Origin of the sequence: Rhodopseudomonas palustris HaA2, assembly GCF_000013365.1 — a bacterium.
In the GTDB taxonomy this organism is placed as follows: Bacteria; Pseudomonadota; Alphaproteobacteria; order Rhizobiales; family Xanthobacteraceae; genus Rhodopseudomonas; species Rhodopseudomonas palustris_J.
In genome coordinates this window covers 2,675,262-2,692,276 of sequence record NC_007778.1, presented here as the reverse complement: position 1 = coordinate 2,692,276, position 17,015 = coordinate 2,675,262, and the positions used below count along the sequence as shown (strand labels likewise).

At 65.4% G+C, this 17,015-nt stretch carries 18 protein-coding genes; 5 read left to right on the top strand and 13 right to left on the bottom strand.

The window, feature by feature from the left end:
• Nucleotides 1–74 precede the first annotated feature (74 nt).
• Together RPB_RS24580 and RPB_RS11780 are read right to left on the bottom strand one after the other, a co-directional pair.
• Nucleotides 75–611, bottom strand: a complete 537-nt coding sequence (locus RPB_RS24580) for a hypothetical protein (protein WP_157038816.1) — start codon at nt 609–611, stop codon at nt 75–77.
• Nucleotides 612–618: 7 nt separating this feature from the next.
• On the bottom strand, nt 619–2,151 hold the full coding sequence (locus tag RPB_RS11780) for an acyl-CoA carboxylase subunit beta (RefSeq protein WP_011441232.1): 1,533 nt from the start codon (nt 2,149–2,151) through the stop codon (nt 619–621).
• Between the two features lie 299 nt (nt 2,152–2,450).
• Between RPB_RS11780 and RPB_RS11775 the strand changes: the two genes are divergently transcribed.
• Complete coding sequence (locus tag RPB_RS11775) at nt 2,451–2,888, top strand: DUF4260 domain-containing protein (protein ID WP_011441231.1); 438 nt, start codon at nt 2,451–2,453, stop codon at nt 2,886–2,888.
• 4 nt (nt 2,889–2,892) lie between these two features.
• On the opposite strand, the gene RPB_RS11770 is transcribed toward RPB_RS11775, so the two are convergent.
• From RPB_RS11770 to RPB_RS11735, 7 genes are all read right to left on the bottom strand, one after another.
• Entirely contained in the window at nt 2,893–3,711 is an 819-nt protein-coding gene (locus RPB_RS11770) for a penicillin-binding transpeptidase domain-containing protein (protein ID WP_011441230.1), read from the bottom strand.
• A 175-nt stretch (nt 3,712–3,886) separates the two neighbouring features.
• Nucleotides 3,887–4,156: an EscU/YscU/HrcU family type III secretion system export apparatus switch protein gene (locus RPB_RS11765; protein ID WP_011441229.1), complete on the bottom strand. Its 270-nt coding sequence runs from the start codon at nt 4,154–4,156 to the stop codon at nt 3,887–3,889.
• Nucleotides 4,153–5,961 (bottom strand): flagellar hook-length control protein FliK, encoded by a 1,809-nt coding sequence (locus tag RPB_RS11760; protein WP_041798217.1) that lies wholly within the window; start codon nt 5,959–5,961, stop codon nt 4,153–4,155. The genes RPB_RS11765 and RPB_RS11760 overlap by 4 nt, the downstream gene beginning before the upstream one ends.
• A 59-nt stretch (nt 5,962–6,020) precedes the next feature.
• Nucleotides 6,021–6,818: an ATP12 family chaperone protein gene (locus tag RPB_RS11755; RefSeq protein WP_011441227.1), complete on the bottom strand. Its 798-nt coding sequence runs from the start codon at nt 6,816–6,818 to the stop codon at nt 6,021–6,023.
• Nucleotides 6,819–6,833: 15 nt separating this feature from the next.
• The gene (locus RPB_RS11750) at nt 6,834–7,151 is read right to left on the bottom strand and encodes a hypothetical protein (RefSeq protein ID WP_011441226.1); all 318 of its coding nucleotides are present in this window, start codon (nt 7,149–7,151) and stop codon (nt 6,834–6,836) included.
• A gap of 48 nt (nt 7,152–7,199) precedes the next feature.
• A complete protein-coding gene (locus RPB_RS11745) occupies nt 7,200–8,561 on the bottom strand; it encodes an RluA family pseudouridine synthase (RefSeq protein ID WP_011441225.1) in 1,362 nt (453 codons plus the stop codon).
• Between the two features lie 732 nt (nt 8,562–9,293).
• Nucleotides 9,294–10,373 carry a hypothetical protein gene (locus RPB_RS11735; protein WP_157038814.1) on the bottom strand — a complete coding sequence of 360 codons (1,080 nt, stop codon included), beginning with the start codon at nt 10,371–10,373 and terminating at the stop codon, nt 9,294–9,296.
• A gap of 866 nt (nt 10,374–11,239) precedes the next feature.
• Here RPB_RS11735 and RPB_RS11730 point away from each other — a divergent pair.
• Together RPB_RS11730 and RPB_RS11725 are read left to right on the top strand one after the other, a co-directional pair.
• Nucleotides 11,240–11,494 (top strand): FitA-like ribbon-helix-helix domain-containing protein, encoded by a 255-nt coding sequence (locus RPB_RS11730; RefSeq protein ID WP_011441223.1) that lies wholly within the window; start codon nt 11,240–11,242, stop codon nt 11,492–11,494.
• 24 nt (nt 11,495–11,518) lie between these two features.
• Nucleotides 11,519–11,941, top strand: a complete 423-nt coding sequence (locus RPB_RS11725; RefSeq protein ID WP_011441222.1) for a type II toxin-antitoxin system VapC family toxin — start codon at nt 11,519–11,521, stop codon at nt 11,939–11,941.
• A gap of 129 nt (nt 11,942–12,070) precedes the next feature.
• On the opposite strand, the gene RPB_RS11720 is transcribed toward RPB_RS11725, so the two are convergent.
• The 3 genes from RPB_RS11720 to RPB_RS11710 all read right to left on the bottom strand — a co-directional run bounded on the left by RPB_RS11720 (nt 12,071) and on the right by RPB_RS11710 (nt 14,846).
• Complete coding sequence (locus tag RPB_RS11720; RefSeq protein ID WP_011441221.1) at nt 12,071–12,649, bottom strand: HXXEE domain-containing protein; 579 nt, start codon at nt 12,647–12,649, stop codon at nt 12,071–12,073.
• A gap of 118 nt (nt 12,650–12,767) precedes the next feature.
• Complete coding sequence (locus RPB_RS23815) at nt 12,768–14,168, bottom strand: HD-GYP domain-containing protein (RefSeq protein ID WP_011441220.1); 1,401 nt, start codon at nt 14,166–14,168, stop codon at nt 12,768–12,770.
• A 258-nt stretch (nt 14,169–14,426) separates the two neighbouring features.
• Nucleotides 14,427–14,846 (bottom strand): secondary thiamine-phosphate synthase enzyme YjbQ, encoded by a 420-nt coding sequence (locus tag RPB_RS11710; RefSeq protein WP_041798214.1) that lies wholly within the window; start codon nt 14,844–14,846, stop codon nt 14,427–14,429.
• 252 nt (nt 14,847–15,098) lie between these two features.
• On the opposite strand from RPB_RS11710, the gene RPB_RS11705 reads away from it, so the two are divergent.
• Nucleotides 15,099–15,602 (top strand): cupin domain-containing protein, encoded by a 504-nt coding sequence (locus RPB_RS11705; protein WP_011441218.1) that lies wholly within the window; start codon nt 15,099–15,101, stop codon nt 15,600–15,602.
• A 148-nt stretch (nt 15,603–15,750) separates the two neighbouring features.
• Nucleotides 15,751–15,891 (top strand): hypothetical protein, encoded by a 141-nt coding sequence (locus RPB_RS24575; protein WP_157038813.1) that lies wholly within the window; start codon nt 15,751–15,753, stop codon nt 15,889–15,891.
• Nucleotides 15,892–16,125: 234 nt separating this feature from the next.
• On the opposite strand, the gene RPB_RS11700 is transcribed toward RPB_RS24575, so the two are convergent.
• Nucleotides 16,126–16,839 (bottom strand): tetratricopeptide repeat protein, encoded by a 714-nt coding sequence (locus tag RPB_RS11700; RefSeq protein ID WP_245258210.1) that lies wholly within the window; start codon nt 16,837–16,839, stop codon nt 16,126–16,128.
• Between the last annotated feature and the right edge of the window lie 176 nt (nt 16,840–17,015).

Here is a 17,015-nt window from a genome sequence, read left to right as displayed (position 1 = left end):
TCGATAGGGCTCGACAGATAATACGGCGGCCACAAAGATTCCTTTCGACACGACCGTTCGAAGGACTGAGCACCCTAGAGGAATCCAACCAAACTTTTGGCGTTGGCCGTTCCGAAATTCATCAGAAAAAAGTGGGCCGCCTCATTCGCCTCGCCTCCCAACGCTTGGTCAAACCGGACAGACACCTCCGAGCCCGCCTCGAGCAATGGAAGCTTAGGGGTAGATGATATCGTGTAGCACACCACCAGAAAGTGGGACCAATTCCCACACTGAAGATAGCAAAGCCGCATAAGATCACGATAGATTTTTGAAGCTCGCCATCCCTTCCCTTCTCTCAAGAAGCTGACCTCGAACACCAAGTTTCTGAGACTACTGGAATTGCCATCAGGGACTGCTGTCAAGTCATACGCCAAATAACCACTCTGCTGCTGTCCAACGCTACTAAGGATGCTCTGCAAGCTAGCCTCAGATTTGACTGAAAATCCTTGTGGGACCAGATGCCGGCCAATTGAATAGCAAACAAAAGACTCGTCAAGCAACGCCTGAAGGCGTTCGCTACGCGCTTCTTCAAGCCGATCCACCAAATAACGAGCCAATTCTTCAGGATTCAAACTTCCCTCACAACGGCATATTGTCGTGCTTCTTCAGCGGCAGGTCGACGTGCTTGTCGCGCAGCATCGCCAGCGCGCGCGCGATCCTCCGCCGCGTCGCATGCGGCATGATCACGTCGTCGATGTAGCCGCGTTCGGCGGCGATGAAGGGCGACAGGAAGCGGTCTTCGTATTCCTTGGTGCGGGCGGCGATCTTGTCGGGATCGTTCATGTCCTGACGGAAGATGATCTCGACCGCGCCCTTGGCGCCCATCACCGCGATCTGCGCGGTCGGCCAAGCGTAGTTGATATCGGCGCCGATTTCCTTGGAGGCCATCACGTCGAACGCGCCGCCATAGGCCTTGCGGGTGATCAGCGTCACCAGCGGCACGGTGCATTGCGAGAACGCGAACAGGAGCTTCGCGCCGTGCTTGATCAGCCCGCCATATTCCTGCGCGGTGCCGGGCAGGAAGCCCGGCACGTCGACGAAGGTGACGATCGGGATGTTGAAGCTGTCGCAGAACCGCACGAACCGCGCCGCCTTGCGCGAGGCGTCCGAGTCGAGCACGCCCGCCAGCACCATCGGCTGGTTGGCGACGAAGCCGACGGTGCGGCCGGCGATACGGCCGAAACCGGTGATGATGTTCTTGGCGAAGGCGTCCGACAATTCGAAGAAGTCGCCCTCGTCGACGACCTTCAGGATCAGCTCCTTCATGTCGTAGGGCTTGTTCGGATTGTCCGGGATCAGCGTGTCGAGCGAGAAGTCCTCGCGCTCGATATCGTCGAAGCTCGGCCATTCCGGCACGCCGTCCGACGAATTGGCGGGCAGGAAGTCGAGCAGCCGGCGCATCTGCAGCAGCGTCTCGACGTCGTTCTCGAACGCGCCGTCGGCGATCGAGGAGCGGGTGGCGTGGACCGAGGCGCCGCCGAGCTCTTCCGGCGTGACGACTTCGTTGGTCACGGTCTTCACCACGTCGGGGCCGGTGACGAACATGTAGCTGGTGTTCTTCACCATGAAGATGAAGTCGGTCATCGCCGGGGCGTAGACGTCGCCGCCGGCGCAGGGGCCCATGATGACGCTGATCTGCGGGATCACGCCGGAGGCCTGCACCACCCGGCGGAACACGTAAGAGTAACCGGCGAGGGCCGCGACGCCCTCCTGGATGCGCGCGCCGCCGGCGTCGTACAGGCCGATGATCGGGGCGCGGGCCTTCAGCGCCATGTCCTGGATCTTGGTGATCTTGGCGGCGTGGGTCTCCGACAGCGAGCCGCCGAACACGGTGAAGTCCTTGGCGAACACGAAGGTCTTGCGGCCGTTGACGGTGCCCCAGCCGGTGACCACACCGTCACCCGGAATTTTGGTGTTCTCCATCCCGAATTCGGTCGAGCGGTGCTGGACGAACATGTCCATCTCCTCGAACGAATGCTTGTCGAGCAGCAGGTCGATGCGCTCCCGAGCGGTGAGCCGGCCGCGGGCGTGCTGCGCGTCGATGCGCTTCTCGCCGCCGCCGAGTTTGGCCGCCGCCCGGCGTTCGTCGAGTGCTTCAAGGATGTGTTTCATGAGGTTGAGCCGCGCTTCTTGATGTCGTTGTCCCGCCGCATGGCGTGCCGGATTTGTGCCCCCGGATCGCCGCGATAATCAAGGCCTTCTAGCACGGGGCTTCGGAAGGAGGAAACCACCTCGGGACGGATTGGAATAACCCTTTCGGCGCGTTCCAACGGTCCGCGGCGCGGCTGCGCCGGACGCGACCCGGCCGGCAGCCGGCCACCGCCTTCAAAACTGCATCGGCCGGATGCGAAAGCGCGATGGCGTTGCCGCGCAAACCGCCCTATATCGCGTGTCCCGCGCAGGAGCACCGCATGACCGAGGCCACCACTGAACCCACCAATCCCGGCGCGGTGCGCGGCGGCTTGGCCTCGCTGATGCGCGCCGAGGGCGCTGCGCTGTTCATCGGCGCATCGCTGTTCTATCTGATCTCGGACGCGCCCTGGGAGTTGTACGCGATCCTGTTCTTCGCGCCCGATCTCGGCATGCTCGGCTATCTCGCCGGGCAGCGGATCGGCGCGATCGTCTACAACGCGCTGCATACGACGGTCGCGCCGCTGGTGCTGGCGATCGCCGGCCTTCTCGTGCTGTGGCCGATGGCCGGCACGCTGGCGCTGATCTGGTTCGCCCATATCGGCTTCGACCGGATGCTCGGCTTCGGCCTGAAATACGGATCGAGCTTCCACGACACCCATCTCGGCCGGCTCGGCAAGCGCAAGCCCGTCGCTGCCGGTCCCGCCGAGGCGAACTAAGCGTTCAGATCGCGCCGATATCCGCCAGACACTTCTGCGCCAGCGTCATCCGCGCCGCGGCGTGGCGCGGTTCGCTTGCGTCGAGATTGAGCGCGAACACCGTCTGCCGATCGCCCTTCTCGGCCCAGCCGACCAGCCAGCCGAGCGACGGCTGGCCCTTCTCGGCGCCGAGCAGCCCGGTCTTGGCGCGGATCACCGCATCGCCGACTTTCGTCACCGGCAGGATGTCGACGACCAGATCCTGGCTGCGCTTTCCGATCGGCAGCGCGCGGCGGCGCAGCCGGTCGAGGAAGTCGATCTGCTGAATGCAGTCGATCCGCAGATCGCCGGTCAGCCAGAACCGGTCGATGCCGCCGCCAATGTTGCGGTTGCCGTAGTCGAACAAATTCACGTAGTTCTGCATTCTCTCGGCGCCGATGCGGCGGGCGATCTCCTGATACACCGGCACCGCCGAGGCCGCGATCGCGCTGCGCAGCGTGTGGTCGCGATTCCACGCCTCGATGCCGCGGGTGACGCCGTCCCACTTGAACACATCCTTGTCCGGATCGCCGACCACGCCGGTCTCGAGCGCGATCAGCGAGTTCGGCACCTTGAAGGTCGAGGCCGGCAGGAACGCTTCGCCGGAGCGCTGCGCATCGCTGGCGATGATCAGGTAGTCGTCGGTCTTGTAGCCGACGAAAGTCCCTGCCGTGCCCTCGTCGGTGAAACGTTTGGCGAGGCTGGCGCGGATTTCACTGCGCGGCGGCGCGACCTCCGCAAACGCCCGGGGGGTGGGTAGCAGGGCGGCGGCGCAGAGGCCGAGGGCGGAACGGCGGGTGAGCAATGGATGATCCTCGAGGATGGATAAAGCGCGGACGATGCGCGAGGCTCGTGGTGAAACGATGGCCGTCGAGCTATCAACCTCACCGTCATTGCGAGGAGCGCAGCGACGAAGCAATCCAGCGGCTCCATGCACGGCGCTGGATTGCTTCGCTACGCTCGCAATGACGGCGAGAAGCTTAGCCCGGCGTCCGGCCCGACAGTTTCAGCACGAACACCAGCACCTCGGCCACCGCCTTGTAGAGTTCTTCGGGGATCTCGTCGCCGAGTTCGACATGCGACAGTGCCCCGGCCAGCACTTCGTTCTCCTCGATCGGAACATTGTGCTCCTTCGCGACCTCGATGATCTTGGCGCCGATCGTGCCCCTGCCCTTGGCGACGACGCGCGGCGCGCCGCCTTTGTCGTAGTACAGCGCGACCGCGATCTGGTTCTTGATACTGACGGTCACAGCGCGCGATCCAGGAAATGGCCGGCCGCAGCCGGCGGCGGCGCGGTCGGCGCGCCGTCGCGAATGACGATGTCGCCCGGCGTCAGTTCGGCGCGGCTGAGCGCGGCGCTGAGTTGCGCGGCGCCGGCGCGGAGCTGCGTCGCGGTGGACGGCCGCTCCGCCCACATCCGCACCGAGGTCTTCTCGCCCTGCAGCGAAATCAGCGCGTGCACCGGGCCGGCCGGCTCGACGTCCAGCGAGAAACGCGCCCGCCACACCCGGTGCGTGGCGGCGCCGGTCTGGCCGTCGTCGCCGTCGCGGGAGATTTCGAATTGCGCCACCGCGGTGCCCTGCGGCGTGGTGAACGGGATCTCGAAGCTCCAGCGCGGCTGCGGCGCGTCGAATTTCGCCGCGGCGAGTTCGGTCCGATCCGGCAGCGAGGCGACCTGCAACAGCGTCTGCCGCGCCAGCGAACCTTCGGTCTCGGTGAGGATGCGACGCAGCGTGGCGTCGAGCGGCGCGTGCGGATCGAGATTCGCCGGCATCACCGGCTGTGCCGCCGGCAGCGCGCCGCCGATCGGCGGCGGCGGCGTGTTGGTGCGCGCGATCGCATTGTCGTCGACCTTGCCCGCGCGCGCGCCGCCGGCCACCGCCGGCAGCAGCGACAGCAGCAGCGCGTTGTTGGCGAAGCCGGCCTTGGCGAGCAGCGCCGCGGTCTGCGGATTGGCCTGGATCGCCGCTTGCAGCGCGCTCAGCGCCGCGGCGGACTCTGCTGTCGCGGCCGCCGCGGTCGGCGATGCCGGTGCCGACGCGTTGACGTTGGTGAGCTGATTGATCACGTTGCGGACCAGCGCCTGCTCGGCCGCGTCGGTCGCAGCACCCGAGGTGGCGGCGACCGAGATTCCGAGCGACGCGAGCATCTGCGACGTCGCGGTCGCCAGGCCGGCGGTCGCGAACGGCGTCGTCGCCTGCGCGGTCGTTGGCGCTGTCGCGTTCGGCAGTTCGGCCTGCGTGGCGAGCAGCGCGGCCTGAGCAAGTAACTGCGTGCCCTGCCCGCTCTGAAGGAGCGGCGTGGTCGTGGCTGTCGACGCCGCTTGCGCGGCGGTCGCGCTGCCGCCGAGCGCGCTGCTCAGCACCTGGCGCAGCACGATCAGCGCCGCCTTGAGATCGGTGCCGGCGGTCGCCGGCTGCGCGCCGGTCGCCAGCGACGCTTCGAGCAGGATGCCCGACCCCTGAAACGCGCGCTGGATATCCGCGCCGGTCAGCGCCGGCGTGAGATTGGCGCGCTGCGCCAGCACCTGCTCCACCGCCGCGCGCACCGCTTGCGGCAGGCTGGCGAGATCGGTCGCCGCGTCGAGATTGGCGAACAGCGACGACAGCCCGGTCTGCTGCGTGGCGGCGATTTGCGCCGCGGTCGTCAGGGCCGTGAGTTGCTGCGGCGTCAGCGCATTGGCCGACGGCACGATGCTGGGTGCGGCTTGCGCCGTGAGCGTGATCGCCTGCGGCGCCAGCGTGACGGTGTCGAGCGCGGCGCTGGACGCGGCGAGATTGGCGGTCGTGACCGACGCCGTCGCCGGCTGGTTGACCACCGCGAGGCGAATGCCCTGATCGGTCTGCGACACCGCGACCTGCAGGCTCTGCCCGGGCTGCAGCGGAATCTGCGTGGTGGCCTCCACGGTCTGGCCGCCGATCGCGATCCGGACCTGGTTGTTGTCGAGGATCGACAGCACTTTGGCCTGCACCACCGTGCCGGGCTGCAGCGCGACATCGGCGGTCACGCCCTGAAGGGCGAGCACCGGAAGGTTCGGATTGACCGAGATCGCCATCGAGATGCCTTCGCCCCGCGCGTGTCCGGTCAAGCTATCCGACGGCCGTAAACCCCTCGTTAACTTCCAGGCGCGATTGCACGCGGCGACAGCGCCGCCAGCACCCGCGCCGCGGCCTGGAACTCGACCTGCCGCGCCGCCCGCCGCGCCGCGACTTCGTCGTCCAGCCCCCAGCGCGCGATGTTCCAGTCCTCGTCGACATGCGCCGCGGCCCAGACCTGCTCCGGATCGAGCCGGCCGTGCGCCAGCGCCAGCGCCAGCAGCGCCGAGCCGGTGATCGTGGTCACCACATGCAGCGCACCGACCGACCACGGATGCCGCGGCAGCGCCGCGCGCGCGGCGGCGATCGCGGTTTCCGGCTGGTCGACATGGATGATGCCCTCGGCGAGGATGAAATGCGCGCCGAATTCCTCCGCGGCCCAGAACAGCACCGGGTCCCAATGCTGCGCCTCGCGCGCGATCAGTTCCTCCGGATGGCCGGCGCGATAGAACAAGAGATCGGAGCCGAAGTACTTGGCGATGTCGTCGGTGACTTCGTCGATCCGGCCGGCGACGCCGTCGATCACGCTGTTGGCGAGCCGCGTCAGCGGCATCGTGATCGGATCGATCAGCTCCTGCTGCGCCTGCCATTCGGCGGCGATCGCTTCGGCGAGATCGCGGCTCGGCGCCGCGAGCGCGTTGCGCGTCGGCGTCTTGATCGGCCTTCCGTCGAGCGTGATCGCAAAGCCGTCCGGCGTTTCGCTGATCGCGGCCGTGGTGTAGAACCGCTTCGGCAGCGACGTACGCGTCGTGCGCCGCACCGCTTCTTCAGGGTCGAGCATCGATTGGCCTGCGACGTCGTCGAACAATTCACGCATCGATCGGTCCGTTGGTCATTGATTGGCGCAGCCGCGCGAATACGCCGCGCGGTCGTTCGGCGACAACCGCGCCGCATTGCCGTCGGTGAGGCAATCGGTGATGCGGTCGCCGAACGAGCGGCGCTGGTTCGGCAGCTGCGCCCGGGGGGTGGGCGGCGGGTCGCCGAGCTGCGGCACCGGCGGCACGTAGACCGGCGGCGGCGGCGGAGGCGCCGGGGGCGGCGGCAGCAGCGAGGGCTGCGTCCCCAGAATGATCTGCGCCGACGCGGCGCCGGGCGGAACAAGAAGCGCTGCGGCGAGCAGCCAAGGCACGATCCGTTTCATCGGCAACATGTCGGCATCGCGCCGCAAATCCGCAAGCCGGGCCGGCGCGTTGCGCGCTCATTCTTCCGGCGCATGCTCGATCGGATCGAACCGGTCGTGCTCCAGCCCGAGCAGGTTCCAGCTCTGCAGCATGTGCGGCGGCAGCGGCGCCGAGACGTCGATGGTGCCGCCGCGCGGATGCGGAATCACGATGCGTCGCGCCAACAGATGCAGCCGCTTCTGCAGGCCGCCCGGCAATTGCCAGTTCTCGATGTTGAAGTATTTCGGATCGCCGACGATGGCGTGGCCGATATGCGCCATATGGGCGCGGAGCTGATGGGTGCGCCCGGTCACCGGCTTCAGCGACACCCAGGCGAGCTTCTGTGCCGAGGTCTCGACCACCGCGTAGTAGGTCACCGCGTGGCTGGCGCCCTCGTCGCCGTGCTCGGCGATCCGCATGATGCTGTCGTCCTCGCTCTCCTCCTTGGCCAGATAGGTCGAGATCCGGCCCTGCTTCGGCTTCGGCACGCCGGCGACCAGCGCCCAGTAGATCTTCCGCGCCGAGCGGTGGCGGAACGAGCCGGTCAGCGCGGTGGCGGCGAAGCGCGTCTTCGCCACCAGCAGGCAGCCCGCGGTCTCCTTGTCGATGCGGTGCACCAGCCGCGGCTTCTGGCCCTTGCTGTCGCGCATCACCTCGAGCATCAGGTCGATGTGCTTGGTGGTGCCGCTGCCGCCCTGCACCGCCAGGCCCGCGGGCTTGTTCAGCACCAGCACGTCGGCGTCCTCGTACAGCGTCATCGCCTTCAGCGCCGCCAGCGTCTTCTGCTCGGCCTCCGACAGATGCCCGGGCGCCTTCGGCGTGTCGAGCTTGAGCGGCGGAATCCGCACGCTCTGGCCCTCCTCCAGCCGGTCCTTGGAATCGGCGCGCTTGCCGTTCACCCGCAGCTCGCCTTTGCGGACGATGCGCTGGATGTGGGAGAATGACAGACCCGGAAACCGCCCCTCGAGGAAGCGATCGACCCGCATGCCGTTCTCGTCGGCGGTGACGACCACGGTCTCGACCTTGGTCGGCAGCGGCGCGTCGGGCTTGGCGGCCTTCTCGGGCTCGATTGCGGCCTCGGGACGCTGCGCACGCGGCGGCCGCGTGGCGGATGACGCGCCGAACCGCGCCGGCGGACGGCCGGGACGCGCGCTCTGCGGGCGATCGGACGCGGGACGTTCGGGTCGCTCGGCGGCGGGACGCTTCGTGGCAGGCCGCTCGGCGCGCTCGCCACGCGGCTCGCGCTGCGGCCGCGCCGAGATCGGGCGGCCGTCCTCGCCGCGATTGCCGCGCACCGGCCCGCTGGCAGCCGGCCCCCGCTTCGCGGCGGGCCGGCCGGCTTTGGGGCGATCGCCGCCGGGGCCGCGCTTGGCGAGGGGTTTCTTGGTACGACGGCTCATAGGATGAAAGCTCCGGGGTTGAGGCTGTGCCTAGCGCAAAAGCGCCATCGGGTCACGGCCGGAATGCGGCGCGCTCGGCGCGTGGCCTGCCCGGTAGCCCCGTAGCCCGGATGAGCGCAGCGACATCCGGGACCGCCGCGCGGCGCGGAGCCGCGGCTCGGAGCGCGCAACCCGGCGCGGATTGCGCCGGCTGGACTGCGGACCCGGGCGCTGCCGCCTCGGCGACACCGGCCCCGGCCGAACGTCCGAGTTCTCGCGGCGCAACCGGCGCCCGAGTTGTGCGGACGTTCCGCCCCTCGCGACGATGAGGGGCGGCGGAGCGCCGAAAGGCGCACCTTGGTCGTGGTTGCCGCAGCGTGATCACCGGATCGCCGGCAATCAGAGGCCGCGGAAACGCCTTCCGGCGCTCCACCGTGGCGACTTGTCGCTTCAGGGCCGTGCTTCCGGGCGCAGGTCCGGGTAATGAAACCCTGTTGATCCGGAGGGATTTCTCCCGCCTTCGCCTGTGCCGCGTCCAGCCAACTACCAAGTGGCAGAGCCTCGTAGTGGGCCCGGACGGCGACCCGAAGCGTCCCGAGTGCGGAGAACACGTCTGCCCCCCGCCCGCAGGCGCCACACCCCGCCCCACTCCAAGACGCCTCTAGAAGCGCCCCTCGTGGACGGGACCGGCGTGGGTATATGATCCTATGGGAATTTTGTCAAGGGCGACTTTGAGGCCCTGTCTAGATTGGCTCACTCCAAGAATCGTTTGACAATGAGATAAAACGCGTAATTTCCCAATACTGAAAGAATAATCGAACCGAGAATAGAGCAAACGAAAAAGAACCAATTGTCCCAATCACGCGACAACGTCGCATCACGCAACTCGATAGTCTTGTCGGTAAGCGCAACAAAGCTCGGCTTTCGTTCGCTTGCATATTCGCCCACCATTGTCGCAAGAATTGCACTAACCCCTAGCGCTAGCAAAAAGCCAAACAATGAAATCCCGATCAATCGCTCGTTCGGGCTGTCGACTAAGCGCTGTAGAATTTCTTTGGTCGCACTTGCTATTGTCGCTGTCTGACTAAAATCCATCCTAAGGACTTCACGAGCTCCCCGCGTCACTTGATCCTTGTAATCATCTAAAGCAATCCAACCTCCGTAGAGAAACGAGCAAATCAGGGCGGCAAAAGTCAAAAACCCAATTTGAGTAGAATAGCGCCGAGCGAATGATCGCAAAGGGGATTGCTGGCGCACTAAGCGCGTCAGATGCCCCGAGAGAAGAGCTTCAATATCCGTCCCCCAGGTCCGATCAGTATGACTTATCCGCAACGATATAAAGCCAGAATTCCGAAACTCCATCGACCTAAATCGAAACTCGTCGAGATCGAGTCTTCGATGCGGATCCCCCAAAAAGCCAACATCTATCTGCTGCTTCTCGTGCACATTCTTGTTTCTGAACTTGATAAGATAGGTCCATCCTAGTTGGACCGCAGTCGAGACAAGAGGCTTGACCTCCTTGTAGCTCGCAAAATCAGAAAACGAATTCAGCAACACAGAAGAATTGTCTTTGTAGAATATCCGCGCCGTGAATTGAATAAGGGTGGAATCATTCTGAGATGACACCCTCTGATCTAACAAGATGAACAAGTCTTCAATGTCGCTCTTCGCCACACAGAAGGGCCCTGATATAGTTCGATCGATCACCTGCGGCTTACCAAGCAGACCTGAGATGAACTCCCGAAACTGGTGAGGTTCACAAGGCAAAACAACTGCCGCCCGCTCTGGATCAATTGGGGAAATAATCTCTGCTTCAGAATCAGGATGAGACATCTGTAAACCTCGAATATAACGGACGGACCCACATGTAAGTGGATTAGCGAAACGCAGTTCGTATTCGTCCACGCCCTTGCTTTTCTCAATCCGCCGGCGGGCTCGGCGGGTCGCCCGGCTATCCCGTCCTACACATTAATGCGCGGCGTGGGTAACCACTAAACATGGCCCTTTAGTTACGATCTATTGTTCTCGCCTGTTGCTGTCCAATACAGCCACCGCCGCACTTACGGGAACCGCACGAACGGGACTGTGACCGGATTATGCCAGGTTATCACTCTATGAAATCCAGCCCTTACAGATTAGCTCGTAGGGCGGATTAACGCAGCGTAATCCGCCAATCTATCCACTGGGATTCGCCGTAATGGCGGGTTACGCCTTCGGCTAACCCGCCCTGCGATATCGGCGTCAAGCGAATCCACTTGAAAGCGAATTACCTCCCGTAGGGCGGATAAGCGAAGCGCCATCCGCCAGCGTTCATGGCGATAGCGGTATCGGCGGATGACGCCTTCGGCTTATCCGCCCTACGGGCTACGAGCTGAAGCAAGCGCAAGGTGGGCAAAGGCGCGTCAGCGCCGTGCCCACGCGCGCTGTGCGGTGCTCCGCGTGGGCTTCGCTTCCGCCGTCGCTCTTTGAGCTATGGCGGACGAGGCGCTCAGCGCCACCCTACGGGCCGCGCTCGCTCGTCGCGTGAGGCGGAGGGGGCCTTGGGCTGATGCGCTGGCGGATTCCTTCAGCGTGATCGCACTTGCCCCGCTTCCTTCCAAGAGGTTCGGCCGCCTAGGTGAGCGCAGCACCACCCTTGAAAGATGCTATCATTTTTCCTAGTTTGATAGCATCGCAGTCATCCCGCGGAGGACGCCAGCATGGTCGCCGTCACCATTCGCAACCTCTCCGACGAGGCGCATCGCGCCCTGAAGGTCCGCGCGGCGCAGCATAATCGCAGCGCGGAGGCAGAGATGCGCGCCATTCTGGAAGCCGCCGTGCGCCCCGAGGGCCGCGTGCGGCTCGGCACCGCCTTGTCGGACATAAGCCGGAAAATGGGTCTCACCAATGCCGATATCGAAGCGCTCGAACAGGTCCGCGACACGCGTCCGGCCGAGCCGATGAAGTTTGAATGACCTGACGCGGAATTGGTGCCTCGAATGATCCTGCTGGACACCAACGTCGTCTCGGAAGCGATCAAACCCGGACCTCACCCGTCGGTTCTCGCCTGGCTCGACGTTCAGGCGGCCGAGACCTTGTTTCTGTCCAGCATCACCGTGGCCGAACTTCTCTTCGGCGTCGGCGCGATGCCGGACGGCAAGCGAAAGAACTTGCTGGCGGTTCGGATCGACGGCTTGCTGGACCAGTTCGACCGCCGTGTCCTGCACTTCGATATCCCTGCGGCGCGGTGCTATGCCGATCTCGCCGTCAAGGCACGCGCGGTCGGAAAGGGCTTCCCCACGCCCGACGGCTATATCGCCGCGATCGCCGCCGCACACGGCTTTAGTGTCGCGTCGCGCGACGCGAGTGCGTTCGACGCGGCCGGCCTGACCGTGATCGATCCCTGGACGGCGAGCGACTGAGACGCAGCCCGTAGGGCGGATTAGCGAAGCGTCATCCGCCAATTCGGTCACCGCAATTCGGTCGAAGCCTCACAATGGCGGGTTACGCCTTCGGCTAACCCGCCCTACGATCTCTGATCCGCGACGGCTTCAAGCCATTGAGGTGGCCACCCCCCGCCCCGCCATCGCCCGCTGCCGCGCGTGCAGCGCGATCGCGGCGTGGATGGCGATGGCGATCGTGAGGCCCACGGCGTGCTGCAGGGCCGTGGCCGGGATCTCGATCAAGGCGAACAGGCCGAACGGGATGAACACCAGCGCGGCGCTGCCGAGGCCGGGGTTATAGCCGCGCAGATGCGCCGCCATGCCGACATGGGTGAGGCCGTTGACGAGGATCAGATACGCCGCGGCGAGGCCCCAGCCGGGGCCGATGAAATACGCCGCATACAACGCCGCGAGGTTGATGCCCCACACGCCGGGCAGATTGATCAGCAGCACGTCGCCGGGCGTCAGCGCCTCGACGCCGCCGAACACTTTGCTGTTCACGTAAGTGCGGAAGCGGTCGCCGAGGTGCTCCTCGACCTGGTGCAGCATGTAGATCGGCGACGCCAGATAGACCAGCAGCAACGCGCGGTCGCCGCCGGGTACGCCCAATGGCAGCAGAAGGAGCAGCGCCACGCCCATGCACAGCGCCGCCGCCACCCAATGGGCTTCGAAATACGATCTGATCACGGCCGCCCCCAGTAGATCCACGAGGATGGCGAATGCTACCTTTGATTATTTAACAATTGGCGTAGCAGGCAGAGGCAGGCTGCCGCGCTGTGACGGTGCATATGGCCGCCCGGCCGGCTCAGTCCGCGTAGCGGGCCGCGATCGTCTTGAATTCATCGGCGGCAATGGCGACGAACGCGTCGACCACGTCGGGGTCGAATTGCCGGCCGCTGCCGTCCTTGATGATCGCGACCGCCCGATCGTGCGGCATCGCGTCCTTGTAGACCCGGCGCGAGGTCAGCGCGTCGTAGACATCGGCCACCGCCATCAGCCGGGCCGAGATCGGAATCGCCTCGCCCGCCAGCCGGTTCGGGTAGCCGTTGCCGTCCCAGTGCTCGTGATGGCTGAGCGCGATCTCCTTGGCGCAGGCGAGAAACGCCACCGGCGTGCCGAGCCGCTTTTCGGCGTTCACGATGGTCTGGTAACCGAGCGTGGTGTGGGTCTTCATGATTTCGAATTCGTGCGGATCGAGCTTGCCCGGCTTGAGCAGAATGCTGTCGGGAATGCCGACCTTGCCGATGTCGTGCAGCGGCGCGTATTTGAACAGCATGTCGATCTGCGCCTCCACCAGATAGGCCGCGAAGGCCGGGTGCGACTGCAGGCGGCGGGCCAGGGCCCTGACATAATGCTGGGTCCGGCGAATGTGGTTGCCGGTTTCGTTGTCGCGGGTCTCCGCCAGCGAGGTCAGGATCTCGATGGTGACGTCCTGGGTGCGCTGAATCCGCTGGGTGCTTTTCTCCACCTCGAGCTCGAGATGGCCGTTCTGGTTCCTCAGGACGTTCTGCGCCGCCCTCAGGCTGGTCTGCGCCGCAAACCCCTTGCGCAGCAGGAATTCCCGCCACCAGCCGATGCCCGCGGCCAGGATGAACAGAGTCGCCGCATGATACGACAAGTACAGAAACGCGCCGCTGTCCGCGCCGATCGCGCGCAGCAATGCGAGTTCGAACATCGCCAGAACGATCGCACCCGCTGCGAGCGCATACCTGAACTGGACGCCGAGAACGACGAAGCAATAGAATTCGAGAAATACGAAGTTGAGGATGCCGACCCACGACGTCATGCCCATGCCGCCCTGGTTGTCGATCACCAGCAGCACCCAGAACAGGCTGCCGGCGATCGCCGTGATCAGTCCGGACATCACCGGCTGCCAGTGGCGCCGCGCGTAGTCGGCGAACGAGCCGACGAGGCCGAGGCCGAGCAGCGGCACGCAGAGCAGTAGGCGATCGAGATTCGCCGGCGTGGCCTTGGATGCGAGCAGGTCGACGAGGAAATCGGCCGACACCAGCAGCATCCCGACGATCAGGCTGACTTGCGCGTAGCGATAGTAGAATCTGTTGTAGTAGCGAACGAAGTCGCTCTCATAGGCGGGGTCGTCGAACACCAGCAGCGGCCGCAACCGCAACCCGTCGTGCGGACGGCCGCGAACCGCCTCGCCGCTCCGTCCCGCTCCCCATTCCGCTGAATGACCCCAAGCCGACATCGAGGACGCCCCATCCGACGATGGCGAGACGTTCCGGAGGGCCCGGGCGCGATCGCATCGACTAGCGGCAAATCGCTATCGATAGCCGCTAGCGCCACCATTTCCTGCGACTGCTTAAGCGGTGGTGAAGGCTCCCTCCTCGGAAATGCCGGCGACGGCGCGACCACGAACAGCGTTTCCGGGCCGCTGAAAGCTCCGACCCGGTTTGATTCAAGTTTGAGGCGAATGCGCCGGGCGCTCCCGGATCGCGATCCGCGGCTACTCCCCGATCACTTTCACCAGCACCCGCTTCTTCCGTCCGCCATCGAATTCGCCGTAGAAGATCTGCTCCCACGGGCCGAAATCGAGGCGGCCGTCGGTGATGGCGACGACGACTTCGCGGCCCATGATCTGGCGCTTCATGTGGGCGTCGGCGTTGTCCTCACCGGTGCGGTTGTGGCGATAGGACGCCACCGGCTCGTGCGGCGCGAGCTTTTCCAACCACAATTCGTAGTCCGCATGCAGGCCGCTCTCGTCGTCGTTGATGAACACCGACGCGGTGATGTGCATGGCGTTGACCAGCACCAGTCCCTCGCGCACGCCGCTGTCTTTCAGCACGGCCTCGATCTGCCGCGTGATGTTGATGAAGGCGCGGCGGCCCGGCGTCTCGAACCACAGTTCCTTACGGTAGGATTTCATGCGTATCCCCTTCTCGTCCTGTCCGAACCGGTTGCTACTCTCTGGAAACGTCATCGCGCCACAGCGATCCTGCGCTGCGGGCGCGCGATCGTCGAGCTTGCGAGCGCTTCGCAAGCCGGCGCCCGCGGCTGCCGTGATCGTCGAATAACGCGACGCCGGCGTGTCGCACCGGAACTGTTTCGATCAGCATGACTTGCCCATGTTCAACCGGATGCGAGACGGACCCTCGCAGCATATTCGAGGAGACACGTCGTGAGCACCATTGCCGACACCATTCCCGTCGCAAGCCAACACCTCATCCACGACATCGGGCCGCAGCCGCAATCCTTCGACATCGAAGGCGCGACCAAGGACAATATCAATTACCGCACCGTCGCCTGGAGCGGGCGCTATCTGCAATTGACTCTGATGTCGATTCCGCCCGGCGGCGACATCGGCCTCGAAGCCCATCCGGAGACGGATCAGTTCCTGCGCCTCGACGCGGGCAATGGCCGGGTGCAGATGGGCGCCACAAAGGACAGGCTCAGTTTCGAACGGGACGTGTCGGACGGCTGGTGCGTGCTCGTCCCGGCGGGGACCTGGCACAACGTCACCAACACCGGGACGACGCCGATGCAGCTCTATACGATCTACGCACCCGCCCACCACGCGCCCGGCAAGGTGCAGGCGACGGCGGCGGCGGCCAAGGCCGACACCCACGACGAACCGGCGGCATGGTCGGTGCAGCCGCCGAAACATCCGTCGGACAAGCACTGAGGGAGCCTCATCTAAGCGGGCGGGCTCGGCGGACGATCTCAGCCGAATGTCGCGGCTTTGCGGCACGCCCGCGTCGATGTAGGCTCCCGCCGTCCACCGCGCGCCGACCGTCGGCGGCGGCAGCACGATGGCGAGGTTGGATCGAGCGATGCGCGGCCTTGTGGTCTTTGCCCTTCTGTTCGCGCTCGGCGCGGTGATCGATGCGGTGTATTTCAAAGGCCGCCATCTCGACGACGCGCAGAAGGCGCTGTTCGGCCTCACCTCCCTGAAACATCAGATCGGCCGCTAGAGCAGTTCTGGTTTTGATGGAATCACCGGCGTGCCCGGTGGGCCGCGCCTCGCGCGGCCCACCGGGCCTCGAAGGATGAGCCGCAAGTGCCTTGGCCGCATCCTTCGAGGCTCGCTGCGCTCGCACCTCAGGATGACGACTCCGCATGCGAGAATGACGCGTTGCTTCAATCAAGCGATCACGTGCTCTAGTTTCGCGCCGCGACCCTGCCACAGCGATTGTCCGTCCGCACAGCTACTTGCACTTCGCGCTGCTACGCAACTGCGCCAGATCGCTGCTGACAGTGCTGGACGGTTTTCGCGTCGCGGCCTCATTGGCGGCGACGCAGGCGCCGGCGGCGTCGCCGGTCTGCAGCCGGGCGAAACCGAGATTGGACCACGCATCGGCGAGGTCCGGGGCGTCGACGACCGCCTGCTCCAGCACCGCGCGCGCCTGCTGCGGGCGCTTGCCGATCAGCAACGCGCGGCCGTGATCGGATGCCAGCGGCTTCAGCGGATGCGGCTGCAGGCGCGCGCGTTTGAACAATTCGTCGGCGTAGTCGATGTCGCCAAACCGCATCATCGTCACGATGGCGAAGCCGTGATAGACCGCGCTCTGTTCAGGCGCGAGCAGATAGGCCTGGTTGAAGCGCAACGCGGCTTCCGGGGCATTGCCCTTGCTGATCGCCCGCCAGCCGCGCAGGCTGGCCGCGTCGAACGCCTTCTGCCGCGAGCCGGTGGCCGCCACCATGTCGCTGACGAATGTCTCGTCGGCGGCGCGCTGCTCCGGCGTCTTGGCGGCGAAACCGAAGAACGGCTGCTGATTGGTGGGGCCGCTGTAGCTCTTGCGCGTGACCTGCACGCCGGGCGCGACCTCGACGCTGTCGGCGCACGCGGGCGATGCCACGAACAGCAGCGCCAGCGCGAGCAGCGCAAACCGGCAAGGAGCGCGCGCACTGCGCGAAAGCATCGGAATCGTCGAAGGATATCGCATCGAGAATGTCCCGTTCTGTCGGTGCCAGCATAGCACGGCGCCACCTCGGCGCGCGCGTCACAGCGCCGCCATCCCGTCTTGCGGAATGGCGTCTCGCACGGTCGTCTTGCGCGGCGCGCGCGAAACCGCGATGATCCGGTCCAACACGTGGC